The sequence below is a fragment of the Streptomyces spiroverticillatus genome, assembly GCA_014650415.1.
Taxonomy (GTDB): domain Bacteria; phylum Actinomycetota; class Actinomycetes; order Streptomycetales; family Streptomycetaceae; genus Streptomyces; species Streptomyces spiroverticillatus.
The window spans coordinates 208987-233037 of sequence record BMUX01000016.1 but is presented as its reverse complement, the minus strand read 5'-3'; the positions used below and the strand labels follow the sequence as shown (position 1 = coordinate 233037).

Sequence of the window (24051 nt, the reverse complement as noted above, 5' to 3'; positions counted from 1 at the left end):
TATCAGACTGTTTCCAGTGCCGATTTCCTCGGTGCTTTCCAGGTTCTTCGCTTTCGCGTTTTCCCTTTCCGGCGGTTCCGACTCTATCAGATCCTTTCGGGCCTGATTCCCAGTCAGCGGGGTTTGTCTTTGCGGCTGTTGGGCCGTTCCGACGAGTGAGACATTAGCGGATTCCTGGGCCCCGATGCCAATCGGGGGCGTCCTCTCGAACGCGGATTCCTCATTTCGCAAAAAGAGCACACGAAGACGATGCGACGTTGAGTCGCCTGCTTGAGTGGTTGGTGCGGAATGACTGTCCGGGGACCGGCCTGGGCCAGTGCTCACAGTCGGACAGCTCGGAGAACATTACGTATCCGTTAATCGTGTGTCAACCCCGGGCCGGAGGGCTACGGTGTCAGGCATGACTTCGCGTACGTGCACCACCAGCTGGTGGGCCGCCTGACGGCGGCCCCGCACACGTATGCAACCACGGCCGCCGCTTCGGCGGCCGTTCGCGTTTCTCCCTCCGGGAGGTCGGCCGCCGGCGGTGGCGGCCTCGACCAGGAGGACGAAGACACATGACGCGGATCTTCAGCGGGATCAAGCCGACCGGCCACATGACGCTCGGAAACTACCTCGGGGCCGTGCGGCAGTGGGCAGAGGTGGACCAGCACCGGGGCGAGGCCCTCTTCTCCGTGGTCGACCTGCACTCACTGACGGTGGAGCACGATCCGGCGCGGGTGCTGCGGCTCAGCCGGCAGCTCGCGACGCTGCTGCTGGCGGTCGGGCTGGACCCTGCGGTGTGCACCGTGTTCGTACAGAGCCATGTCGGTGAGCACACTCGGCTGTCGTACCTGCTGGAGTGCACGGCCTCCGACGGGGAGATGCGGCGGATGATCCAGTACCGGGAGAAGAGTGCGCAGGCGCAGGCCGCCGGGGACGGGGTGCGGCTCTCGTTGCTGACGTATCCCGTGCTGATGGCGGCGGACATCCTGGCGTACGGGGCGGACGAGGTGCCCGTCGGGGAGGACCAGACGCAGCACGTGGAGCTGACGCGGGACCTGGCGGTGCGGTTCAACCAGAGGTACGGAGAGACGTTCGTGGTGCCGCGGGCGACGAAGCCGGTGGTGGCGGCCAGGGTCATGGACCTTCAGGAGCCGACGTCGAAGATGGGGAAGACGACGGCGGGGACCGGCGGCGTCGTGTTCGTGCTGGACGAGCCCGAGGTCGTACGGAAGAAGGTCATGCGGGCCGTGACCGACAGCGGGAGCGGGGGCGGCGAGTACGACCGGGAGAAGCGGCCCGGGGTGGCGAATCTGCTGGATCTGCTGGCGGCCTGCACGGGTGGGAACCCGGAGGCGCTGGCCGGTGTATATGAGTCGTACGGAGCGCTCAAGAAGGACACGGCGGAGGCGGTGGTCGAGGTACTGAGGCCGGTGCGGGAACGGCACGCGGAGCTGTCGGCGGATGCGGGACACGTGGAGGAGGTGTTGAAGGAGGGGGCCGAGAAGGCGCGGGCGATGGCCCGGCCCACCGTGGATGCGGCGTACCGGGCCATCGGGTTGCTGCCCGCGGGGTGAGGAGCCGGGGGCTGCGGGGCCGGGTCAGCAGGTGGCGGGCTGCTTGCCCTGGACCTTGATGGACGTGGACTGGGCCCAGCCGATCTCGGGCTCGTCCTCGTCGATGGACTCCTCGTTGAGGAGCAGGAACCAGCCGGGGACCTTGCAGATGATGAGGACCTCGTAGCCCTTGGGGAGGGTGACCTCCGACGGCGACTTGGGGTCGGTGTCCTCGTGGACCTTGACGGGCTCCGTCACCACGCCGTGGAACAGCTCGCCGCCGCCCTGGGGCGACGAGGCGGCGGCAGCTGTTCCGACGGTGGTGAGGGTGGCGACGGCGACCGTGGTCACGGCCAGCAGGGTGCGCGTGAAGCGAGTGCTGTTCATGGGTTCAGGGCAGCACGCGAGGAGAGGAGGTGGCTTGTCGCGGTGGGCCGATGGAGTGGCCCACTCGGATGGTCCGCTCGGGCGGGCCCGGGGTCAGCCGGTGCCGGAGGCGAGTTCGCGGCTGCGGTTGCGGGCGGCTTCCAGGGCGGAGATGAGGGCGGCCCGTACGCCGTGATTCTCCAGCTCGCGGATGGCGTTGATGGTGGTGCCGGCCGGGGAGGTGACGGCTTCGCGGAGCTTCACCGGGTGTTCGCCGCTGTCGCGGAGCATGACGGCGGCTCCTATGGCGGCCTGCACGATCAGGTCGTGGGCCTGGGCGCGGGGCAGGCCCAGGAGGATGCCGGCGTCGGTCATCGCTTCGACGAGGAAGTAGAAGTAGGCCGGGCCCGAGCCGGAGAGGGCGGTGGCGGCGTCCTGCTGGGACTCCGGGACGCGGAGGGTCTTGCCGACGCCGCCGAAGATCTCCTCGGCGTGGGCGAGGTCGGCGGGGGTGGCGTGGCTGCCGCCGGAGATGACGGACATGGCTTCGTCGACGAGAGCCGGGGTGTTCGTCATGACGCGGACGACGGGGGTGTTGGGAGCGAGGCGTTCTTCGAAGAAGGAGGTGGGGATGCCGGCGGCGCCGCTGATGATCAGTGGGCTCGCGCCGGTGGGCAGGTGCGGGGTCAGCTCTTCGAGGAGCTTGGCCATGTCCTGGGGCTTGACCGTGAGGATCAGGGTGTCGGCGCGCTTGGCGGCTTCGGCGTTGGTGACGGACTCGACGCCGTAGCGGGTGCGGAGTTCCTCGGCACGCTCGGTGCGGCGGGCGGTGACCAGGAGGTCGGCGGGGCGGCGGCCGCCGCGGATCATGCCGCTGAGGAGGGCTTCGCCGATTTTGCCGGTGCCGAGGACGGCGATCGTCTTGGCGGCGTTGGCTGCTTGGTGGTCGGTCACGTGGGTCACCCTCCGGGCGGTGGGGCTGGGGTACGGGACCCATCCTTGCATCGGGGGTGGTGGGGGGAACGGGGCGTCCGAAGGGTGGTCAGGGGGTGCGGCGGCGGAGGGTGGCGGCACCCAGGAGGAGGACGGCGAGGGCGGTGGCCGTGACGAGGGCGGTGTCGCGGAGGAAGGTGGCCGTGAGGGTGGAGTGGGTGCGGATTTCGGTCATGGCGTCGACCGCGTAGGACATGGGGAGTACGGCGGAGATGGCCTCCAGGGCGGGGTGCATCGAGGGGCGTGGGGTGAAGAGGCCGCAGAGGAGGAGTTGGGGGAAGAGGACCAGGGGCATGAACTGGACCGCCTGGAACTCCGAGGCGGCGAAGGCCGAGACGAAGAGACCGAGGGCGGTGCCGAGGAGGGCGTCGAGGACGGCGACGAGGAGGAGCAGCCACGGGGAGCCGGTGACGTCGAGGCCCAGGAGCCAGACGGCGATGGCGGTGGCCAGGGCGGACTGGATGAGGGCGAGTACGGCGAAGGCGAGGGCGTAGCCGCCGATCAGGTCCGCCTTGGCGAGGGGCATCGCGAGGAGGCGTTCCAGGGTGCCGCTGGTGCGTTCGCGCAGGGTGGCGATCGAGGTGATCAGGAACATCGTGATCAGCGGGAAGATGCCGAGGAGGGAGGCGCCGACCGCGTTGAAGGTCTGGGGGGTGGCGTCGAAGACGTATCGGAGCAGGGTGATCATCGCGGCGGGGACGAGGAGCGTGAGGGCGACGGCGCGGGGGTCGTGGCGGAGTTGGTGGAGCACGCGGGAGGCGGTGGCCAGCGTGCGGGTGAGGGTCATGGGCGTTCCTTCGCTGGGCGGGGCCTTGGGGGTGGTGGTCAGGGGGTGGTGACCAGGTGGAGGAAGGCGCATTCGACGGTGGGGGCTCCGGTGCGGGCGAGGAGGGAGGTGGGGGTGTCCTCGGCGAGGATGCGGCCTTCGCGCATGAGGAGGAGGCGGTCGCAGCGTTCGGCCTCGTCCATGACGTGGGAGGAGACGAGGAGGGTGGTGCCGGCGTCGGCGAGGGTGTGGAAGAGGTTCCAGAGGTCGCGGCGGAGGACGGGGTCGAGGCCGACGGTCGGTTCGTCGAGGATCAGGAGTTCCGGGGTGCCCAGGAGGGCCACCGCGAGGGAGACGCGGCTGCGTTGGCCGCCGGAGAGGTGGCCGGCCAGGTCGTCCGCGTGCGGGGTGAGGTCGACGGCGGTGAGGGCGCGGGCGACGGAGGCGGCGCGGGCTTCGGCGGCGGGGCGGCCGGGAGTGAGGATCGCGGCGAAGTGGGCGAGGTTCTGGCGGATCGTCAGGTCGTTGTAGATGGCTGGGGCTTGGGTGACGTAGCCGATGCGCGGGCGGAGGTCCGGGTGGCCTGCGGGCAGGCCGAGGACGGTGAGGGTGCCGGTGACTTTGGCCTGCGTGCCGACGATGGCGCGCAGGAGGGTGGACTTTCCGCAGCCGGAGGGGCCGAGGAGGCCGGTGATGCGGGCCCGGGGGACGGTGAAGTCCAGGTCGTGGAGGACTTGGCGGGGGCCGCGGGTGGTGGAGAGGGTGTGGGCGTGGATGGCGGGTGGGGAGGGCATGGGGTGGTCCCTTCCTCTTGTCCTCTTCCTTGTTATTCATCGCCTGATGAATAGTTGAATGGTCCTCCGGGGGGTGGGGGGCGTCAAGGGGGCCTCGCGGGGGTGCGCGGGGGTGTTGCGGGGTGGGTCGTTCGGGCCCCTTCAGGGGCGCGGGGAACTGCGCGGCCAGCCACGACGCGCCTGCACGGGACCGGTCCCCTCTTGCCCCGCGGGTTTAGGTGAAGGGGCGGGGCTGGGGACCCTCTTGGCCCGGTGGGCCGGGGCTTCACGTTCCCGGTGCTGGGAGGCGCCCCGAGGGTCCTGGGGCTGCGTGCACCCGGCACGGAAGGTGGGGGCAGGGGCCGGTGCCGGGGTGGGCCCGGATCGGGCGTACCGCCCCCTTGCCCGCCCGTTCCGCCCCCGGGGGGCGGCCCCGCCGCCCAAGGGGGGCCAGGGAAGAGGGGGGAGGGGGAGGGGGGGGAGATCAGTGAGGGGAGAGGGTGAGGTGGAGTTCGACGGTGTAGGGCTCGGAGAGGTGGCCGTCGGGGAAGGAGTCGAGGAGGTCGGCTCGTTCGGTGGCGAGGAACTGGGCGACCTGTTCCTCGGGCTGGATGAGGAAGGCCGAGTGGGTTGCCAGGTTGGCGAGGTGGTCGTCGACCGAGATGTGGCGGGTCCAGGGGATTTCGCGGGTGACGAAGCGCAGGCCGCCCGAGTTGTGGCCGACACGGTTCTTCATGTCGCCGTGGGCGCCCATCGTGCCGGTGGCCGGTGTCGCGCCGTCCGCGAAGAACGCGCGAAGGCGGGCGTCCTGGGCGGCCACCCAGTCGACCCTGTCGTCGAGGACGTTCCACCAGAGGGCCAGTGCGCCGCCCGGGCGCAGGACTCGCATCGCCTCCGGGGCGGAGAGCGTGGCGTCCGTCCAGTGCCAGGCCTGCGCGTACGTGATGAAGTCCGCGGAGGCGGTGGCGAGGGGGAGGTGGTTGCCGTTGCCCTGGACGAGGGGTACGTCGGGGAGCGTACGGCGGAATTCCGCGGCCATTCCGGCGCCGGGTTCCACGGCGATCACGCGGGCGCCGCGGGCGCGCAGGACGGCGGTTCCGATGCCGGTGCCTGCGCCGATGTCGGCCACGTCGGCGCCTGCGAGGGACCGGCCCGCGAGTTCCTCGACGGCGTCGAGGAGGGCGGGCGGGTAGGAGGGGCGGTGGGCGGCGTAGGCGGGGGCGGCGGCGTTGAAGGAGTGGGCGCGGGCGGCGAAGTGGGTGGGGTGGGGGGTTGGGGCTTCGTCGGCCGCCGGGGCTGCGTGGGGTTCCAGGGCGGCGTCGGCTGACAGGGCGGCGTCGGCTGACGGGGCGGCGTCGGCTGACGGGGCTGCGGGCGAAGGCTCGTGGGGTGAGGTGGCCATGGGGTCATCCTCAGGGGCTGGGGTGGATTTTGGGGAGGGGTTGGAGTGTGTGCCGGTTGGAGGGGGTGGGGCTAGGCGGTGGGTGTGTGTGCGGCTCTGTCCTGCCTGGGGCAAAGGGTCCCCAGCCCCGCCCCTTCTCCTAAACCCGCGGGGCAATGGACGGTTCCGCGCGGGTGAGTGGGTGGTTGCTCGCGCAGTTCCCCGCGCCCCTGGAGGGGCACGGAAGAGCGCGCCCGCGCGGCGGAGGCGTGCATCGGCACAGCGCTGCTGCCTCTGGAACGGTGTGGAGGGAGGGTGGGACGTCTCTGCATCTGCGCCGGGCGAGGGGGGTTACTTGCGCTTGGGGGACTTTTTGCGGGCGGCGGGGTTGCCCGTGCGGGTGCCGCGGCGGCGGTTGTACTGGGTCAGGGCCGTTTCGTACTCCTGGCGGTGGAGCTTTTCGCCCGGGGCCTCGGTGAGGGAGCGGAAGAAGTAGGCGAGGAGCGAGCCGACGAAGCCGATCGTCTTCAGGCTGCGGAGGGACTGGTCGCGGGCCGGGTCCGTCGGGCGGGCGGTGAAGCCCTCCCAGGTCTTGCGGAACGCGATCGCGCTACAGATCGCGAACATCACGATGATCAGGGTGCCGACGATGCCGCCCACGTCGGCGATCTGGAGGCCCTGGTAGGCGAAGCGGAGGAGGAGGCAGCCGGCTACTGCTGCGGCGAGGGAGCCCACGGAGGCGCCGATGCGGCGGAGGGTGTAGCCGTTGTCGTGGTTGAGCCAGGTGGTGCCGAAGAGGCGGAGGGGTTCGGGTTGGGGGCCGGGAGGGGGGCCCGGGGCGGGGGTCGGCTGGGAGGGGTGGGGGTTTTCGGTCACGAGGACGATTATCCCTGGGCAGGGGGTCCGGAGGGGGTGTGGAGGGGGCTGGGGGTCGCTTCCGGCCGGTTCGGGGCTTGGACGGGGCTCGGGCGGGGCTTGGACGGGGCTGCCTCCCCGTGCCGGGTGCGTTCAGCTCTCTGCCCCTGGGCCGGAACAGCCCCGCGCCCCTGACAGGGCGCGGAAGGTCGCCCGCCGCATAGGACTCCCCGGGAGGGGTTCTGCGCCTAGGGTGGGGGGTCCAGGTGTGGTGAGGGGTAAGGGAGTTGAGCCGTGACGCTCGCGGCGGACGATCCTCAGGTCATTGGGGAGTACCGGCTTCTCGGCCGGCTCGGGACCGGTGGCATGGGGACCGTTTTCCTCGGGAGGTCCCCCTCGGGGCGTGAGGTCGCCGTGAAGGTGATCCATGAGCAGTTCTCCGCCGATCCGGATTTCCGGGTGCGGTTCAAGCAGGAGATCGCGGCGGCGCGGCAGGTCAGTGGGGCGTTCACGGCGTCCGTGGTGGATGCGGACGCGGAGGCTGTGCGGCCGTGGATGGCCACGCAGTACGTTCCCGGGCCGACGCTCGCGCAGTTGCTGGAGGAGCAGGGGCCGCTGGGGGACGCCGAGTTGAGGTTGCTGGGGCTCGGGCTGGTGGAGGCGTTGCGGGACATTCACCGGGTCGGGGTCGTGCACCGGGACCTCAAGCCCGCGAATGTGCTGATGGCGGCGGACGGGCCGAGGGTGATTGACTTCGGCGTTTCGCGGGCGGTGGGCAATGCTCCGCTGACCGTCACCGGGAACGTGATGGGGACGCCTCCGTTCATGTCGCCGGAGCAGCTCAACAGTCCGCGGAGCGTCGGGCCCGCTTCGGACGTCTTCTCGCTGGCGACGCTGCTCGTGTATGCGGCGGTGGGGCACGGACCGTTCGACTCCGACAGCCCGTTCATGACCGCGTACGCCGTCGTGCACGAGCCGCCCGTCCTGGACGGGGTACGCGAGCCGCTGCGCGGGATTCTGGCGTACTGCCTGGTCAAGGAGCCGGACGAGCGGCCGGATCTCCAAGAGCTGACGGGGTTGTTACGGAAGTGGCGGCCAGGCCGGACCGGTGCCGACGGGGCCGATGGCGCCGCGCAGGCGAAGGACGCCGCCGCCCCCGACCCCGACCCCGACACCATGGTCGTACGCCGCCGCAACGACCCCCTCTCCCCCGCCACCCGCCCCCGGCGCCCGTGGGCCGTCGCCCTCGCCGCCCTGCTGCTCGTCGCCGGCGCCGGCGGACTCGTACTCCTGCTGCCGGAGTCCGAGGACGGCACGGCCGTGCCTCCCGCGCCCCGGCCCGGGCAGCAGCAGCCCCTGCGGTCCGGGGAGGCGCTGCCCGCCGGGTGGCGGTCCTGGCAGGCGGTGCTGCCGCCCGCGACCGTCGGGGCGACCGGTCCCGTCGAGTCGGTGCGGTGCACGGCGGACGGCACGGTGGCCGTGCACTGCGGGGGCGGTTCGGTGCGTACGGTACGGCTGGACGCGGCGACCGGAACCGTGCTGTGGCGGGCCCCGCAGCCGCCGACCGCCCCGGGAACCCGCGAGATCGGCGACTCGTCGACCTCCCGGCTCGCGGGCGGGAAGGCCGTGTTCGTGGTGGAGACGCTGTCGGACACCGCGCACCGGCTGGTCGCGCTCGACTCCCGGGACGGCCGCCGCCTGTGGCACCGGCCCGTCGGGAAGGCCGACCGGGAGCCCGCGGTGCTCGGCGCGCTCGTCGTCGCCCCCTCCGCCGATCTGCGCGCCGTCGTCGCCCGGGACACCGCGACCGGCGACACCCGGTGGACCTCGCCGAATCCGGCGGGGCTGGAGTGCGTTCCGTACGAGATGGACGGCGTGCTGTACGGGGTGTGCACGGACCCCGACGAGGAGGGCGGGACGCGTACGTACGTCCGGTACGCGAGCGGGGACGGCGGCCGGACCGTCGTCACCCGGCGCGGCCGGGATCACGACCAACTCGGGGTAAGCGGCGGGTGGTTGGTCTTCGCGCAGTGGGGCAGGGCGGGTGACGTCGCCGAGCACGAGCACCACGAGGGCAGCTACTCCGCGCTCGTCCTGGTCGACCCGAAGGGCGTGCGCGCCCCGCGCACGGTCCGGCTCTCCGGTACGCCGCAGGGGCGGCCGGTGCTGCGGGGCGACACGGTGTTCTTCGTGCACCACTGGGGGACGGTCTCCGCGTACGACCTCCGGGGCAGCGGCGCGCGGTGGACGCGGAACACCGGGGTGCGCGGGCTGGGCGCGCCGGAGACGGACGCCCGGGGCACCACGCTGTACGTGCCGAGCCTGAGCGGGCGGGTGGTGGCGCTCGACTCCCGGACGGGCGAGGAGAGATGGCGGTCGGGGCACCGCGGGGCGCCCCCGGCCGCGTACCACGACACGAGCGTGCTGCGGGTGGGCGGCGCGCTCGTCGTCACCGGGGCGGGCGGGGCGGTGTTCTCGATGGACCCGCACGACCCGGGGCTGCGTCCCGGCGGGGACGAGCCGCCGGGGTCGGGCGGGTTCCCGGACGGACCGCCGCCCCCTCCCCCGCCCAGCCCCCGGGGCCGTTGACCCGACCCGGTCGGCCCGGCTCGGACATGCCTCGCCGGGCCGACGGGTGCGGCTAGCCCAGCTTGGACACGTCGCGGACCGCGCCCTTGTCGGCGCTGGTGGCCATCGCGGCGTACGCACGCAGGGCCTGGGAGACCTTGCGCTCGCGGTTCTTCGGCGCGTAGACGCCGCCGAGGGCCGCGTCGCGCTCCGCCAACTCCTGGTCGGACACCAGGAGTTCGATGGTGCGGTTGGGGATGTCGATGCGGATGCGGTCGCCGTCCTGGACCAGGGCGATGGTGCCGCCGGAGGCCGCCTCGGGGGACGCGTGGCCGATGGAGAGGCCCGAAGTGCCGCCGGAGAAGCGGCCGTCGGTGATCAGCGCGCACTGCTTGCCGAGCCCGGTGCCCTTCAGGTACGAGGTCGGGTAGAGCATCTCCTGCATGCCGGGGCCGCCCTTGGGGCCCTCGTACCGGATGACGACCACGTCGCCCGCCTTGACCTCCTTGAGGAGGATCTTCTCGACGGCCTGCTCCTGCGACTCGCAGACGACGGCCGGGCCCTCGAAGGTCCAGATCGACTCGTCGACGCCCGCCGTCTTCACGACGCAGCCGTCGACGGCGAGGTTGCCGCGCAGGACCGCGAGGCCGCCGTCCTTGGAGTACGCGTGCTCGACCGAGCGGATGCATCCTTCCTCGGCGTCCGTGTCGAGGGTGTCCCAGCGCTCGGACTGCGAGAAGGCGGTGGCGGAGCGGACGCAGCCGGGGGCGGCGTGCCACAGCTCGACGGCCTCGGGGGCGGGGGAGCCGCCGCGGACGTCCCAGTTCTTGAGCCACTCGGCGAGGGAGTCGGAGTGGACGGAGTGGACGTCCTCGTTGAGGAGTCCGCCGCGGTGGAGTTCGCCGAGGATGGCGGGGATGCCGCCGGCCCGGTGGACGTCCTCCATGTAGTACGTACGGTTCTTGCCGACGTTGGGCGCGACCTTGGCCAGGCACGGGACGCGGCGCGAGATCTCGTCCATCTCCGGGAGCCCGTAGCCGACTCCGGCCTCCTGGGCGGCGGCGAGGAGGTGCAGGATCGTGTTGGTGGAGCCGCCCATGGCGATGTCGAGGGCCATGGCGTTCTCGAACGCGGCGTAGGTGGCGATGGAGCGCGGGAGGACGGTGGCGTCGTCCTGCTCGTAGTGCCGCTTGGTGATCTCGACGATGGTGCGGCCGGCGTTCTCGTACAGGGCGCGGCGGGCGGTGTGCGTCGCGAGGGTGGAGCCGTTGCCCGGGAGGGCGAGGCCGATGGCCTCGGCGAGGCAGTTCATGGAGTTGGCGGTGAACATGCCGGAGCAGGAACCGCAGGTGGGACAGGCGTTCTCCTCGATACGGAGCATGTCCGCGTCGGAGATCTTGTCGTTGACGGCGTCCGACATGGCGTCGACCAGGTCGAGCGTGCGGACGGTGCCGTCGACCAGGGTGGCCTTGCCGGACTCCATCGGGCCGCCGGAGACGAAGATCGTCGGGATGTTGAGGCGCATGGCCGCCATCAGCATGCCGGGGGTGATCTTGTCGCAGTTGGAGATGCAGATCAGGGCGTCGGCGCAGTGGGCCTCGACCATGTACTCGACGCTGTCCGCGATGAGGTCGCGGGAGGGGAGGGAGTACAGCATTCCGCCGTGGCCCATCGCGATGCCGTCGTCGACCGCGATGGTGTTGAACTCGCGGGGGACGGCGCCGGCGGCCTGGATCGCCTCGGAGACGATGCGGCCGACGGGGGCGAGGTGGGTGTGCCCCGGCACGAACTCGGTGAAGGAGTTGGCGACGGCGATGATCGGCTTGCCGATGTCCTCGCTCGCTACACCGGAGGCGCGCATGAGCGCGCGGGCGCCTGCCATGTTGCGGCCGTGGGTGACGGTGCGGGACCTCAGCTCGGGCATCGGGGTTCACTTCCCAGGAGTACGGGGTGGCTGTGTCTACGTACGGTACGACTGGCGTCGAGCGTACGCCTAGATTCCGGGATGTGGACGGGGGGTCCGGATCGCGGGACGGGTGTTCGGGGGGAACGAGGCTCCGGGGCCGGTCCCGACTACTGCTCGGTCAGGTAGCGCTGGAGGGTCGGGGCCACCAGCGCCACGATGTCGTCCACGGGGGCGGAGGCCAGCGGCTCGACGCGCAGGGCGTAGCGGACGACGGCGATGCCGACCATGTGGGACACCGCCAGCTCCGCCCGGAAGGTCGGGTCCGGTACGTCCAGGTCCTCCGCGATCCGCTCCAGGAGGCGGCGGAGCACGAACCCCCGCAGCACCTTCGCCGCCGCCTCGTGCGTGAGCGCCGAGCGGACGACGGCGAGGAGCGGCCCCCGGGTCGCCGGGTTCTCCCAGACGGAGAAGAAGTAGCGGGCGATGCGCTCGCCGATGCCGTCCGGGCCCTGCCCGACGAGGGCTTCCATCGCCAGTGCGGGTTCGAAGGACACCTCGACGGATGCCGCGAAGATCTCGTCCTTCGTACCGAAGTAGTGGTGGACGAGGGCGGAGTCGACTCCGGCGGCCCGTGCGATCCCCCGCACGGAGGTCTTGTCGTACCCGCGTTCGGCGAATTCGGCGCGGGCCGCGTCCAGGATGCGGTCGCGGGCGGCGGGCGCCGCGTCCGACTCCGTACGGGAAGGGCGCCCGCGACGGCGCGGACCCGCCGGGCCGCCCGTCATGCGCCCCGCACGCCCGTCGGGGAGGCCGGGGCGGACGCCAGGTGCAGCCGCGTGAAGGCCAGGGCCTCGGCGAGGTCGGCCTCGCGCTCGGCGGAGGACATGGCCCGGCGCGTGTTGACCTCGACGACGACGTGCCCGTCGAAGCCGGTGGCGGCCAGCCGTTCCAGCAGCTCGGCGCAGGGCTGGGTGCCGCGCCCGGGGACCAGGTGCTCGTCCTTGGCGGAGCCCTTGCCGTCGGCGAGGTGGACGTGGCCGAGCCGGTCGCCCATGCGGTCGATCATGGCCATGGCGTCGGTGCGGGCGGTGGCGGTGTGCGAGAGGTCGACGGTGAAGTGCCGGTAGTCGTCCTTCGTCACGTCCCACTCGGGCGCGTACGCGAGCATTTCGCGGTCCTTGTAGCGCCACGGGTACATGTTCTCGACGGCGAAGCGGACGTCCGTCTCCTCCGCCATCCGCCAGATCCCGGTGACGAAGTCCCTCGCGTACCCCCGCTGCCAGCGGAACGGCGGATGGACCACGACCGTCGACGCACCGAGCTTCTCCGCCGCCGCCTGGGCCCGCTGGAGCTTGACCCACGGGTCCGTCGACCAGACGCGCTGCGTGATCAGCAGGCAGGGCGCGTGCACGGCGAGGATCGGCACGCCGTGGTGGTCGGAGAGTCTGCGCAGGGCTTCGACGTCCTGGCTGACGGGGTCCGTCCACACCATGACCTCGACGCCGTCGTAGCCGAGGCGTGCCGCGATCTCGAAGGCCGTCGCCGTCGACTCCGGGTAGACGGAGGCGGTGGACAGCGCGACCTTCGCATCGGGGATGCGCACGGCCGGTACGGCCGGTACCGCCGAAGGTTCCGGGGGGTTCGCCACTTCTGCCACGAAGGACAGCGTACGGTCCTCCTCCCGCCGGGGTACGGCGAGGGGCCCGGACCGTCAGGACGGAGCGAGCCGATCCAGCCGCCGCAGGATGACGCCCTCCCGCAGCGCCCACGGACAGATCTCCAGCACGGGCACCTCGAACAGGTCCATCGCCCCCTCCGCGACCAGGGCTCCCGCCAGCAGTTGGGGCGCGCGGTCGGCGGAGACGCCGGGCAGGTGGGTGCGCTGCTCGGCGGTCATGGCGGCCAGTTTCGGCACCCATTCCTGGAGCGAACTGCGACTCAGATCACGTTGTACGTACAGGCCTTCGGCCGAGCGTGCGGCCCCGCCGATCCGGGCGAGCTGACGGAAGGTCTTCGAGGTCGCCACCACGTGGTCCGGCGGCCCGAAGCGGGCGAACTCCCCGACCGTACGAGCGATTTCGGCCCGTACGTGCTTGCGCAGGGCCCGCACGTCCTGGGCGTCCGGCGGGTCGCCGGGCAGGTGGCCTGCGGTGAGACGGCCGGCGCCGAGCGGCAGGCTGACGGCGGCGTCCGGGTCCTCGTCGATGCCGTACGCGATCTCCAGCGAGCCGCCGCCGATGTCGAGCAGCAGCAGCTTTCCGGCGGACCAGCCGAACCAGCGGCGGGCGGCGAGGAAGGTGAGCCGGGCCTCGTCCTCCCCCGACAGCACCTTCAGGTCGACGCCGGTCTCCTCCCGCACCCGCGCGAGGACGTGGTCGGCGTTGCTCGCCTCCCGCACGGCGGACGTGGCGAAGGCGATGACCTCCTCGCACCCCTTGTCCTCGGCGGCCTGCATGGCCTGCCCGACGGTACTGACCAGCCGGTTTATCCCTTCGGGGGCGACCGCCCCGTCCCCGTCGAGCAGCTCCGCGAGGCGCAGCTCCTCCTTGTAGGAGTGCGCGGGGAGGGGGCGGGCGCCGCGATGGGCGTCCACCACGAGCAGGTGCACTGTGTTCGAACCGACGTCGAGGACTCCGAGTCTCATGTACGGAACGCTACTGCGGCGCGGCGCACAGGTTCCTGCGCCTACCCTTGCCCCGTGCCAAAGACGAAAAAGGCGAAGCCGGGAAAAGCCACGAACCGATCGCAAGCGGGCGCGGCGGTGGATGACGAGCAGGGTCTGGACTTCGCCCGTGCGTGGGTGGAGTTCCCGGACCCGGAGGACGAGGAGCAGGTCTTCCGCTGCGACCTGACCTGGCTGACGTCGAAGTGGACGTGCATCTTCGGCAGCGGCTGCCAGGGCATCAAGCTGGGCCGCGCGGACGACGGCTGCTGCACGCTCGGGGCGCACTTCTCCGACGAGGACGACGAGAAGCGGGTCGCGGGCCACGTGGCGCGCCTCACCCCCGACATCTGGCAGTTCCACGACGTCGCGCAGACCTCGAAGGGCGTCAAGGGCCCGAACGGCGGCTGGGTCCAGCAGGACGAGGACGGCGACCGCCAGACGCGCCGCTGGGAGGGCTCCTGCATCTTCCAGAACCGTCCGGGCTTCGCGGGCGGGGCGGGCTGCTCCCTGCACATCCTGGCCCTGCGCGAGGGCAAGGAACCCCTGGAGACGAAGCCGGACGTGTGCTGGCAGCTGCCGGTGCGCCGCACGTACGACTGGGTCGAGCGCCCGGACGACACGAAGATCCTGATGGTCACCATCGGCGAGTACGACCGGCGCGGCTGGGGCCCGGGCGGCCACGACCTGCACTGGTGGTGCACCTCGGCGACCTCCGCCCACGGCGCGGGCGACCCGGTGTACGTCTCCTACCGCCCGGAGCTCACGGAGCTGATGGGCGCAGGTGGCTACGCGAAGCTGGCGGAACTCTGCGAGGCCCGCCTGGCCTCCCAACTCCCCCTGGTGGCCCCGCATCCGGCGGACCCGGAGGTATAGGGGCGCGGGGAACTGCGCGACCAGCCACAACGAACCCGCACGGAACCGTCCATTGCCCCGCGGGTTTAGGTGAAGGGGCGGGACCGGGGCGAGCGCCGCAGGCAACCGGAGCACCGGGCAAGGCCCGAAAGAGCCCCCGCCCCAGCGGGCCGGGCGACACCGGGGGCACCCCTGGGACCGCCTAGGGCGACGGCTGCGCGCTCGCCGAGGGCACCGGCTCCGACGGCGGGGCAGATGGGCTGGGCTCCCCCGTCGGCCCCGGCGACGAAGGCTCTCCGGTCGGCTCCGTGGGCGGAGCGCTCGGCGGTGGCGTGGAGGGCTGCTCCGTGGGCGGCGAGGTCGGCGGCTGCGTCGGGGGTGCCGTCGGCGGCACGGTCGGAGGCTGCGTGGGCGGCCCGGTGGGCAGCGCCGACGGCCCCTCCGTCGGCTCCCCGCCCCCCGACCCCGGCACCGGAACCGACGCCCCCGCCCCCCTCCCGCTCACCGACACCACCGCCCCGCACGGCGCCACCCCCACCCGCGCCGTCCACGCCTCCCGGGGTTCCTTCTCCCTGTCCACGATCACGTACACCGCCACCGACTCCCCCGGCGCCAGCACCCCCGCCCCCCGACTCAGGTGCAGCCACGGCACGTTGGCCCACATCGACCACGTCACCGCCGCATCCCCCGACGCACTCAGCCGCACCACGGTCGCCCCGCCCGACGACTCCGCCGTGATCGCGAGCCGCCCCGCGCCGGGCGCCGCCGTCCGCCCGGGTGTGAGCACCTTCACCGCGACGTCCCGCGCCCCGCTGTCGGGCCTGCCCCGCGCGCTCCCCGCGTTCTCGTAAGGCGAGCCGTGCCGGCCCACCGCGCCTTCGTCCTCGCTCGCGGTGACGGACGCGCCCCGGTGCCCCTCCCCCGTGGCGGGTGCCCGGTACGCCGCCCACAGCGCCAGCACCGGCGCGGCCACGACGGTGGCCACCACGGTGGTCGTCACGGCCCGGGTCCGCAGCCGTTCGCGCCGCGCCGCCCGGTCCTTGGGGTCGAGCGGGAAGCCGTCGCGGTCGAAGCGCGGTGTGCCGCCGCGCGGCACCCTCGGTGCGTGCAGCATCGCCATGTACGCGGCCGAGCGCGGCGCCTCGACCAGCGGGAGCCGCCCCGGGGACGCGCCGGTGCCCGGCCAGGGCCCGCCCGCCCCGGCCCGTTCGGCGGCCCGCCGGCACAGGGGGCACTCGTCCACATGTCGTACGAGCTCCGCGCGCAGGGCCGTGCTGAGCAGCACCTGGTCGTCCCCGGTCAGCCGGGTCACGGTGGGGCAGGCCCCGCTCTCGACGACCAGCAGCGCCGCCCGGGTCCGTTCGACCTCGCAGGCCGCGGCGGCGAGGAGTTCGCGGGCCGCCGGGTAGTCGAGGCCCAGCACGGCCGCGACCTGCCGGGCGCCGAGCCCGTGGCGTACCGCCAGTTCCAGGGCTTCCCGCTGCTCCGGCGAGGTTCCGGCGGCCTCGGGCCAGGCGAGCCGGGCCAGGTCGGCGTGGCGGGCCCGCGCCACGCTCTCCTCGACGGGGAGTTCCGGTTCCGGTACGGCCGAGGGCGGGCGGTGGGCCTGGTGGCCGCCGTGCGAGGCCTGGCGGCGGCGCTTCTCGTCGGCGAGGCGGCGCAGGCAGGACCAGCGGGCGAGGGCGTAGAGCCAGGCCCGGCGTTCCGGTTCACCGGCGGGGCTGCGCGAGAAGCTGCGCTCGGAGAGGGCCAGGACGTCACCGAGCACGGCGGTCGCGACGTCGTGGTCGCGCAGGACGGACAGGGCGTAGGTGAACAGGCCGTCGAGGTACGGCTCGTAGCGGCTCGGGGGCCGCTGGGTCAGCGTGCGGGGGGCGCGCCGGTGGGACCGGTGCGCGCCGGTGCTGCCGCCGGACGCGCCCGCGCCACCGGCGGCACCGGTGGGTGGTGTGGGGCGTGTGGGGCGCGTGGGGTTCTGCTCCCGCCTGCTGGTCGTCACCCGGCCGACCGTAGGGGCGGTACGCCCGCCCCCTCGCTTCCCTTGAGCCCTTTTAATCCGTACGGGTGAACAGATCCCTCAAAAGGGGACAGGAATCCCTCATTCCGCCATGTTCTGTCCCGTACCACTGGCCTATGCCCTCACACCCCGTGGCGGTGCCCGGGGCGCATTGTCAGACCCCCTCTGTACGGTGACGCCATGGCTGCCCGTACGAAATCCGCGAAGGACCGGCCGTCCTACCGCTGCACCGAATGCGGCTGGACGGCCGTCAAGTGGCTCGGCCGCTGCCCCGAGTGCCAGGCCTGGGGCACGGTCGAGGAGTACGGCGGCGCGCCCGCGGTCCGTACGACCGCGGCCGGCCGGGTCTCCACGGCCGCGCTCCCCATCGGCCAGGTCGACGTCCGCACCGCCACCGCCCGCTCCACCGGCGTGCCCGAGCTGGACCGGGTGCTCGGCGGCGGGCTGGTGCCCGGCGCGGTGGTCCTGGTGGCGGGCGAGCCGGGCGTCGGCAAGTCGACGCTGCTGCTCGACGTCGCCGCGAAGGCCGCCGACGACGAGCACCGCACGCTGTACGTCACGGCGGAGGAGTCCGCGAGCCAGGTCCGGCTGCGCGCGGACCGGATCAAGGCGGTCAGCGACCACCTCTACCTGGCGGCCGAGACCGACCTCGCCGCCGTGCTGGGCCACCTCGACGCGGTCAAGCCCACCCTCCTCATCCTCGACTCCGTGCAGACCGTCGCCTCCGCCGAGCTCGACGGCGCGCCCGGCGGCGTGGCCCAGATCAGGGAGGTCACGGCGGCCCTCATCCGGGCCTCCAAGGAACGCGGCATGGCGACCCTGCTCGTCGGCCACGTCACCAAGGACGGCAATATCGCGGGCCCCCGCCTGCTGGAGCACCTGGTCGACGTCGTCCTGTCCTTCGAGGGCGACCGGCACGCCCGCCTCCGCCTGGTCCGGGGCGTCAAGAACCGGTACGGGGCCACCGACGAGGTCGGCTGCTTCGAGCTGCACGACGAGGGCATCACGGGCCTCGCCGACCCCTCCGGCCTCTTCCTCACCCGCCGCGACGTCGCCGTCCCCGGCACCTGTCTGACGGTCACCCTGGAGGGCCGCCGCCCCCTGGTCACCGAGGTCCAGGCGCTCACGGTCGACTCGCAGATCCCCTCCCCCCGGCGCACCACCTCCGGCCTGGAGACCTCCCGCGTCTCGATGATGCTGGCGGTGCTGGAGCAGCGCGGGAAGATCAGCGCGCTCGGCAAGCGCGACATCTACTGCGCGACGGTGGGCGGCGTGAAGCTGACCGAGCCCGCCTCCGACCTGGCCGTCGCCCTCGCCCTGGCCTCCGCCGCGTCCGACACCCCGCTCCCCAAGAACCTGGTCGCGATCGGCGAAGTGGGTCTGGCCGGGGAGATCCGCCGGGTCACCGGCGTCCAGCGGCGCCTGGCCGAAGCCCACCGCCTCGGCTTCACCCATGCCCTGGTCCCGACCGATCCGGGCAAGGTTCCGGCGGGCATGAAGGTGACCGAAGTCGCCGACATGGGAGCCGCTCTGCTGGCCCTTCCGCGCCGGTCTCGCGCACAGGCCCCACGGAGCGAGGAGGAGCGCCGGTAGACTTTGCCCTGGTCTCGCCTGTCCACCGCGTACGCGAGGCGAAGTTGACCGCCCCTGCCAGGGGCGGCCCCGACCCGTGACCCCCGTATCCGGAGGAGTGCAGTGGCAGCCAACGACCGGGCCTCATCACCCGGAAAGTCCGGCGGAGGCTCCAGCAACTCCGGCTCTGGCAACGAGGCCCAGATCCGTGCCTCGCTGAGCGCCGTCGCCCCCGGGCAGGCCCTCCGCGACGGCCTGGAGCGCATCCTGCGCGGCAACACCGGCGGGCTGATCGTCCTCGGCATGGACAAGACCGTCGAGTCGATGTGCACGGGCGGCTTCGTGCTGGACGTCGAGTTCACCGCGACCCGTCTGCGCGAGCTGTGCAAGCTCGACGGCGCGCTCATCCTCGACAAGGACATCACCAAGATCCTGCGCGCGGGCGTGCAGCTGGTGCCGGACGCCTCCATCCCCACCGAGGAGACCGGCACCCGCCACCGCACGGCGGACCGCGTCTCCAAGCAGTGCCACTTCCCCGTCGTCTCGGTCTCCCAGTCGATGCGCCTGATCGCCCTGTACGTGAACGGCGAGCGCCGCGTCCTGGAGGAGTCGGCCGCGATCCTCTCCCGCGCCAACCAGGCGCTGGCCACCCTGGAGCGCTACAAGCTCCGCCTGGACGAGGTCGCCGGCACCCTCTCCGCCCTGGAGATCGAGGACCTGGTCACGGTCCGCGACGTGACGGCGGTAGCCCAGCGCCTCGAAATGGTCCGCCGGATCGCCACCGAAATCGCCGAGTACGTCGTCGAGTTGGGCACCGACGGCCGTCTGCTCTCGCTCCAGCTGGACGAGCTGATCGCGGGCGTCGAGCCGGAACGCGAACTGGTCGTACGGGACTACGTCCCCGAGCCCACGGCGAAACGCTCCCGCACGGTGGCCGAAGCCCTCACCGAGCTGGACGCCCTCTCCCACAGCGAGCTGCTCGAACTGCCCATCGTGGCCCGCGCCCTGGGCTACAGCGGCTCCCCGGAGACCCTCGACTCGGCGGTCTCCCCGCGCGGCTACCGCCTCCTGGCCAAGGTGCCGCGCCTGCCGGGCGCGATCATCGAGCGCCTGGTCGAGCACTTCGGCGGGCTCCAGAAGCTGCTGGCCGCGAGCGTGGACGACCTCCAGACGGTCGACGGCGTCGGCGAGGCCCGCGCCCGCTCGGTCCGCGAGGGCCTGTCCCGCCTGGCCGAGTCCTCGATCCTGGAGCGGTACGTCTAGCGGGACGGCCCGGGGTCAGTCCTCCTGAAGGGATCTCAGTCCTTCAGGAGGGGTTCAGCCCTTCCGGCGGGACTCAGTCCTTCTGGAGCGAGACGGAGGCGGGGAACTTGGCTCCGGCCAGTTCCACCACATAGGTGCCGGGCGCCACCGGACCGCCCGCCGGGACGTCGCACTTCGCCGCGTCGCTCGGCTTGCGGTCCCAGGTGACGACCTGCGTGACCTGCCCCTTCGCCGGAAGCTGGAAGAAGACGTTCCGTGCGCCCTTGACGCAGTCCTTCGAGGACCAGACCTTCTCGCTGGAGTCGTTCTTCACGGTGACGACCGCGCCCTCGGGACCGAGGTCCAGCTTGCAGGCCGCCGCCGACGTGTTCTTCGCGGTCACCATGAACTTCGCGGGCTCGTCCACCGGCACCTGAACCTTGACCGCGCTGAGCGTCAACTCGACGGCCCCCGCAGCACAGTTGGGCAAGGAGGAATTCGCCGGAACCTGCTGCCCGCTGCCCCCGGCACCTCCCGCCCCGGACGCACCGCCCGCACCGCCCGCACCGGCGCCACCACCGGCCCCGCCCGTCCCCGTACCAGCGGAGCCGGAACCCGCAGAACCGGAACCCGCGGAGCCGGAGCCCGCGGAACCCGACCCGGACCCCGTACTCCCGCCGTCCGCACCCCCGTTGGCGTCCCCCGGCTGGTCGCGTCCGCCCGGCTCGCCCGGTACGACGGGCCCCGTGGCCGACGGGCCCGGGGTGATGGAGGCGGCGGGCGAGGGACCTCCCTTGCCCTTGCCGTTCTTGTCGTCGTCTCCCCCTCCGGAGAGCACGATCCACAGCACCAGCACCACCAACAGCGCCAGCAAGGACAGCCCGACGGCCCTCCGTCGCCAGTAAATGGAGGAGGGGAGCGGCCCGACTGGATTACGCAGAGATCCCACGGCCCGAACTCTACGAGAGAAGAGGCCCCAACTCCTGCCCCACCCGCCGCTGTCGCGACAACTTTTGCCGATCATCATCCTGGCTGACGATCCCGCACACGACTTTCGTCATGCTCCGTCACGCACAGGAGTCGACGATCGGCGATTGTGAACGCCGCCCGTCCATTCCGTAACGTCTGGGGGCATGGAAACCAGCAGCGCGCTCTACCGCGCCATCCTCAACTTCGCGCACTCCACCCCCGGCTGGTTCCAGTTCCTCGCCGAGATATGGACGGAGCTGGGGCTGCTGGTCTTCGCCGGCCTCTTCCTCGTCGTGTGGTGGCGCTCGCGCGGCGACAGCGCGGCCTCCGTGGCGGTCGCGGTGCTCGCGCCGCTGGCGACCGGGGTGATGTACGTGGCGAGCGAGCTGCTGAAGTCGTTCATCAACGAGGACCGGCCCTGCCGGGCGGTGGCGCGGGCGGCGAAGCCGCTGGTGGAGTGCCCCGCGGTGGGCGACTGGTCGTTCCCGAGCAACCACTCGGTGATCGCGGGCGCGGCGGCGGCCGGGCTGATCCTGGCCTGGCCCCGGCTCGCGGTGTTCGTCGCGCCGATGGCGGTGCTGATGGCGTTCTCGCGGGTGTTCGTCGGCGTGCACTACCCGCACGACGTGCTGGTCGGGCTGCTGTTCGGCGGGATCGGGGCGGCGGTGCTGGTGTGGGTGTCGGCGCGGCTGGCACAGGGCGCGATCATGTGGATGCGGGCGTCGAGCCTGGGCCTGCTGGTGTGGTTCGCGGGGCCCGGTGCGGCCCGCCGGTCCAGGAGCCTGACATGAGGGCCCGTACCGAAGGCCCCGGGACGAGGGCCCTTGCCGAAGGCCCCGGGACGACGGCCCGTACCGGCGGACCTGACATGAGCGCGCTCACATCGGCGGGCGGTTCCGTGTCCCGCCTCGGCCGTCCGCACACCGTTTCGTGCCAGGATCGGAAGTGCCATGACTGCGACCACTGAGTTCACGCCCCAGACCCCGTCCGAGCCCATGTCCGCGACCCCGTCCAGGGCCGCCGCGACCGTGCCCGACCAGCACGGCGGCGAGCTGCCCGTCCTCCACCCCGACGTCAACCTCTGGTTTACGGCCAACGCCCGCGACCTCCCCTGGCGGCGCCCCGAGGCGGGCCCGTGGGGGGTGATGGTCAGCGAGTTCATGCTCCAGCAGACCCCCGTCAGCCGGGTGCTTCCGGTGTACGAGCAGTGGCTGGCCCGCTGGCCGCGCCCCGCCGACCTGGCCGCCGAGCCCTCCGGCGAGGCCGTCCGCGCCTGGGGCCGGCTCGGCTACCCGCGCCGGGCGCTGCGGCTGCACGGCGCGGCCACCGCCATAACGGAGCGGCACGGCGGCGACGTACCGTCCGAGCACGCACAGCTCCTGTCGCTGCCCGGCATCGGCGAGTACACGGCCGCCGCCGTGGCCTCCTTCGCGTACGGACAGCGGCACGCGGTGCTGGACACCAACGTCCGCCGGGTGATCGCCCGCGCGGTGACCGGCGTCGAGTACCCGCCGAACGCGACCACCGCCGCCGAGCGCAAGCTGGCCCGCGCGCTGCTGCCCGAGGAGACGGAGACCGCGGCCCGCTGGGCGGCGTCCTCGATGGAGCTGGGCGCACTGGTGTGCACGGCGAAGAACCCGGAGTGCGGGCGCTGTCCGATCTCCGCGAAGTGCGCCTGGCTGCAGGCGGGCAAGCCTCCGCACGAGGGCCCGGCGCGCAAGGCGCAGACGTACGCCGGTACCGACCGTCAGGTGCGCGGGCGGCTGCTGGCCGTGTTGCGGGAGTCCGTGACTCCCGTACCGCAGAAGGAACTTGACGCCGTGTGGCATGAGCCGGTGCAGCGGGCACGTGCCCTGGACGGGCTGGTTTCGGACGGTTTGGTGGAGCCGCTGGAGGGTGGCGTTTACCGGCTTCCGCAGAGTTAAACCTCCTGGAGGGGTTCCGTCGTTACACAACCGATGGACAGCCGTGCGCCCTCCGAGCGCTGACCCGCACAACCCCGTGACAACGCCTCCGTAACTTCATGGACACAGGGGAACGGCAGCCGGAATTGACCACCGGCTGAAAACGGGACGGGACGGAGGCGGTTCGAATGGCGCACGGCGAGGTGCTCGGATTCGAGGAGTACGTACGCACGCGGCAGGAGGCCCTGCTGCGCAGTGCCCGCCGACTCGTCCCGGACCCGGTCGACGCCCAGGACCTCCTCCAGACCGCGCTGGCCCGCACCTACGGCCGCTGGGACGGCATCGAGGACAAGTCGCTGGCCGACGCCTACCTGCGACGTGTCATGATCAACACGCGTACGGAGTGGTGGCGGGCCCGCAAGCTGGACGAGGTTCCCACCGAGCAGCTGCCCGACGCCCGCGTCGAGGACGGCACGGAGCAGCGCGCCGACCGCGCCCTGCTCATGGACATCCTCGGGGTGCTGGCGCCGAAGCAGCGCAGCGTGGTCGTATTGCGGCACTGGGAGCAGATGAGCACCGAGGAGACCGCTGCCGCACTGGGCATGTCTGCCGGTACGGTCAAGAGCACCCTGCACCGGGCACTCGCCCGGCTCCGGCAGGAACTGGAGAGCAGGGACCTGGACGCCAGGGCCCTGGAGCGCGAAGACATGCGTGGCGGAGTGCGGGTCGAACGGGGGCAGGAGCGGTGCGCGGCCTAGGCAGGCGGAGCGATCTGGGTACGGCGGAGGGGGACGGCCGAGGGGCCTCCCCCGACGACTGCACCACGATCGGGCACAAATCCGGTTCCCGGGACCGGGAGAAGTCCCACCGGAACGTACTGGCGGTGAGTGGAACGGCGATGGCCGGCCTCGCCGCCGTCGGCCTGTTCGGAGTCTCGTGCAGTGCGGTCGGCACCGGCACGCGCGACGAGGGTCCGGCCCGCAGTGACCCGGTCGCGGCCAAGGTCGACCCGACGCCGCAGGCCACCTCCTCCACGGAGGCCGACGCACCGGCCTCGACCGTCCCGGCCGCCCGGATGGACCCGGTCGAGCTGCTGAAGAACGACCCGAAGGTCAGCGAGACGGTCAAGCGCGACCTCAAACCCTGTGTGAAGGACATCTACCCGGTCGACGCCTCCTACGGGAAGGTCACCGGCAACACCTCGGACGATGTCATCGTGAACGTGATGACCTGCGGGGATGCCGTGGGGATCGGCAGTTATGTCTTCCGCGAGGACAATGGCCGCTACACCAACGTCTTCGTGGCCGAGGAGCCCGCGGTGTACGCGTCGATCGACCGGGGCGACCTGGTGGTGACCCGTCCGGAGTACAAGAAGGGCGACGCGGTGGCGTTCCCCTCCGGCGAGGTGATCGTGACGTACCGCTGGATGGGGCAGAAGTTCGTCGAGCACGACAAGGTGGAGAACAACTACAGCAAGGCCGTCGGCAACGGCGACAAGCAGGGCGAGGTGCAGAGCCCCGACCAGGACGAGGAGAAGAAGAGGCGGGCCGACCCGACCCCCGCCGCGACCGAACCGACCGGCAGGGCCGACGACACGCCGTCCCCCGAGGGCTGACCGGGTGATGTTTCACGTGGAACATCACCCCTGCCTCCGGGCCGAGTGAGACCGGACCGCGAGAGGCCC

The 24051-nt window shown here is 72.3% G+C and carries 21 protein-coding genes; 9 read left to right on the top strand and 12 right to left on the bottom strand.

What is annotated here, in order from left to right:
• Window positions 1-557: 557 nt before the first annotated feature.
• Window positions 558-1559: a tryptophan--tRNA ligase gene (gene trpS / locus IE269_RS33385; RefSeq protein ID WP_189826987.1), complete on the top strand. Its 1002-nt coding sequence runs from the start codon at window positions 558-560 to the stop codon at window positions 1557-1559.
• Between the two features lie 24 nt (window positions 1560-1583).
• On the opposite strand, the gene IE269_RS33380 is transcribed toward trpS, so the two are convergent.
• From IE269_RS33380 to IE269_RS33355, 6 genes are all read right to left on the bottom strand, one after another.
• On the bottom strand, window positions 1584-1925 hold the full coding sequence (locus IE269_RS33380) for a hypothetical protein (protein ID WP_189826986.1): 342 nt from the start codon (window positions 1923-1925) through the stop codon (window positions 1584-1586).
• 93 nt (window positions 1926-2018) lie between these two features.
• Window positions 2019-2858 (bottom strand): pyrroline-5-carboxylate reductase, encoded by an 840-nt coding sequence (gene proC / locus IE269_RS33375; RefSeq protein WP_268253639.1) that lies wholly within the window; start codon window positions 2856-2858, stop codon window positions 2019-2021.
• Between the two features lie 88 nt (window positions 2859-2946).
• Window positions 2947-3684, bottom strand: a complete 738-nt coding sequence (locus IE269_RS33370) for an ABC transporter permease (RefSeq protein ID WP_229898418.1) — start codon at window positions 3682-3684, stop codon at window positions 2947-2949.
• Window positions 3685-3722: 38 nt separating this feature from the next.
• Window positions 3723-4457 carry an ABC transporter ATP-binding protein gene (locus tag IE269_RS33365; RefSeq protein ID WP_189826983.1) on the bottom strand — a complete coding sequence of 245 codons (735 nt, stop codon included), beginning with the start codon at window positions 4455-4457 and terminating at the stop codon, window positions 3723-3725.
• 463 nt (window positions 4458-4920) lie between these two features.
• Window positions 4921-5838, bottom strand: coding sequence for a class I SAM-dependent methyltransferase (locus IE269_RS33360; protein WP_189826982.1), 918 nt, complete (start codon window positions 5836-5838; stop codon window positions 4921-4923).
• A gap of 330 nt (window positions 5839-6168) precedes the next feature.
• Complete coding sequence (locus IE269_RS33355; protein WP_189826981.1) at window positions 6169-6693, bottom strand: MFS transporter; 525 nt, start codon at window positions 6691-6693, stop codon at window positions 6169-6171.
• A gap of 273 nt (window positions 6694-6966) precedes the next feature.
• Here IE269_RS33355 and IE269_RS33350 point away from each other — a divergent pair, with 273 nt between their 5' ends.
• Window positions 6967-9261, top strand: a complete 2295-nt coding sequence (locus IE269_RS33350) for a protein kinase domain-containing protein (protein ID WP_268253638.1) — start codon at window positions 6967-6969, stop codon at window positions 9259-9261.
• Between the two features lie 52 nt (window positions 9262-9313).
• Here the strand turns inward: IE269_RS33350 and ilvD are convergent, their stop codons facing one another.
• The 4 genes from ilvD to IE269_RS33330 all read right to left on the bottom strand — a co-directional run bounded on the left by ilvD (window position 9314) and on the right by IE269_RS33330 (window position 13790).
• Complete coding sequence (gene ilvD / locus IE269_RS33345; RefSeq protein WP_189826979.1) at window positions 9314-11164, bottom strand: dihydroxy-acid dehydratase; 1851 nt, start codon at window positions 11162-11164, stop codon at window positions 9314-9316.
• Window positions 11165-11313: 149 nt separating this feature from the next.
• A complete protein-coding gene (locus IE269_RS33340) occupies window positions 11314-11931 on the bottom strand; it encodes a TetR/AcrR family transcriptional regulator (protein WP_189826978.1) in 618 nt (205 codons plus the stop codon).
• Window positions 11928-12794 carry a sugar phosphate isomerase/epimerase family protein gene (locus tag IE269_RS33335; RefSeq protein ID WP_229898421.1) on the bottom strand — a complete coding sequence of 289 codons (867 nt, stop codon included), beginning with the start codon at window positions 12792-12794 and terminating at the stop codon, window positions 11928-11930. Before IE269_RS33335 ends, IE269_RS33340 begins: the two co-directional genes overlap by 4 nt.
• Before the next feature lie 63 nt (window positions 12795-12857).
• Window positions 12858-13790 carry a Ppx/GppA family phosphatase gene (locus tag IE269_RS33330; protein ID WP_189826977.1) on the bottom strand — a complete coding sequence of 311 codons (933 nt, stop codon included), beginning with the start codon at window positions 13788-13790 and terminating at the stop codon, window positions 12858-12860.
• Between the two features lie 54 nt (window positions 13791-13844).
• Here IE269_RS33330 and IE269_RS33325 point away from each other — a divergent pair, with 54 nt between their 5' ends.
• The gene (locus IE269_RS33325) at window positions 13845-14684 is read left to right on the top strand and encodes a DUF3109 family protein (RefSeq protein ID WP_189826976.1); all 840 of its coding nucleotides are present in this window, start codon (window positions 13845-13847) and stop codon (window positions 14682-14684) included.
• A 181-nt stretch (window positions 14685-14865) separates the two neighbouring features.
• On the opposite strand, the gene IE269_RS33320 is transcribed toward IE269_RS33325, so the two are convergent.
• Window positions 14866-16662 (bottom strand): sigma-70 family RNA polymerase sigma factor, encoded by a 1797-nt coding sequence (locus IE269_RS33320; RefSeq protein ID WP_229898417.1) that lies wholly within the window; start codon window positions 16660-16662, stop codon window positions 14866-14868.
• 198 nt (window positions 16663-16860) lie between these two features.
• On the opposite strand from IE269_RS33320, the gene radA reads away from it, so the two are divergent.
• Entirely contained in the window at window positions 16861-18273 is a 1413-nt protein-coding gene (radA, locus tag IE269_RS33315; RefSeq protein WP_189826975.1) for a DNA repair protein RadA, read from the top strand.
• 102 nt (window positions 18274-18375) lie between these two features.
• Complete coding sequence (gene disA, locus IE269_RS33310; RefSeq protein ID WP_189826974.1) at window positions 18376-19515, top strand: DNA integrity scanning diadenylate cyclase DisA; 1140 nt, start codon at window positions 18376-18378, stop codon at window positions 19513-19515.
• 73 nt (window positions 19516-19588) lie between these two features.
• On the opposite strand, the gene IE269_RS33305 is transcribed toward disA, so the two are convergent.
• Window positions 19589-20443: a hypothetical protein gene (locus IE269_RS33305; protein WP_189826973.1), complete on the bottom strand. Its 855-nt coding sequence runs from the start codon at window positions 20441-20443 to the stop codon at window positions 19589-19591.
• Between the two features lie 184 nt (window positions 20444-20627).
• Between IE269_RS33305 and IE269_RS33300 the strand changes: the two genes are divergently transcribed.
• The 4 genes from IE269_RS33300 (at window position 20628) to IE269_RS33285 (ending at window position 23982) form a co-directional block, all read left to right on the top strand.
• Window positions 20628-21254 carry a phosphatase PAP2 family protein gene (locus IE269_RS33300; RefSeq protein WP_189826972.1) on the top strand — a complete coding sequence of 209 codons (627 nt, stop codon included), beginning with the start codon at window positions 20628-20630 and terminating at the stop codon, window positions 21252-21254.
• A 159-nt stretch (window positions 21255-21413) separates the two neighbouring features.
• The gene (locus tag IE269_RS33295; RefSeq protein ID WP_189826971.1) at window positions 21414-22388 is read left to right on the top strand and encodes an HhH-GPD family protein; all 975 of its coding nucleotides are present in this window, start codon (window positions 21414-21416) and stop codon (window positions 22386-22388) included.
• Window positions 22389-22555: 167 nt separating this feature from the next.
• A complete protein-coding gene (locus IE269_RS33290; RefSeq protein WP_189826970.1) occupies window positions 22556-23125 on the top strand; it encodes a SigE family RNA polymerase sigma factor in 570 nt (189 codons plus the stop codon).
• Between the two features lie 119 nt (window positions 23126-23244).
• On the top strand, window positions 23245-23982 hold the full coding sequence (locus IE269_RS33285) for a hypothetical protein (RefSeq protein WP_229898420.1): 738 nt from the start codon (window positions 23245-23247) through the stop codon (window positions 23980-23982).
• Window positions 23983-24051 lie beyond the last annotated feature (69 nt).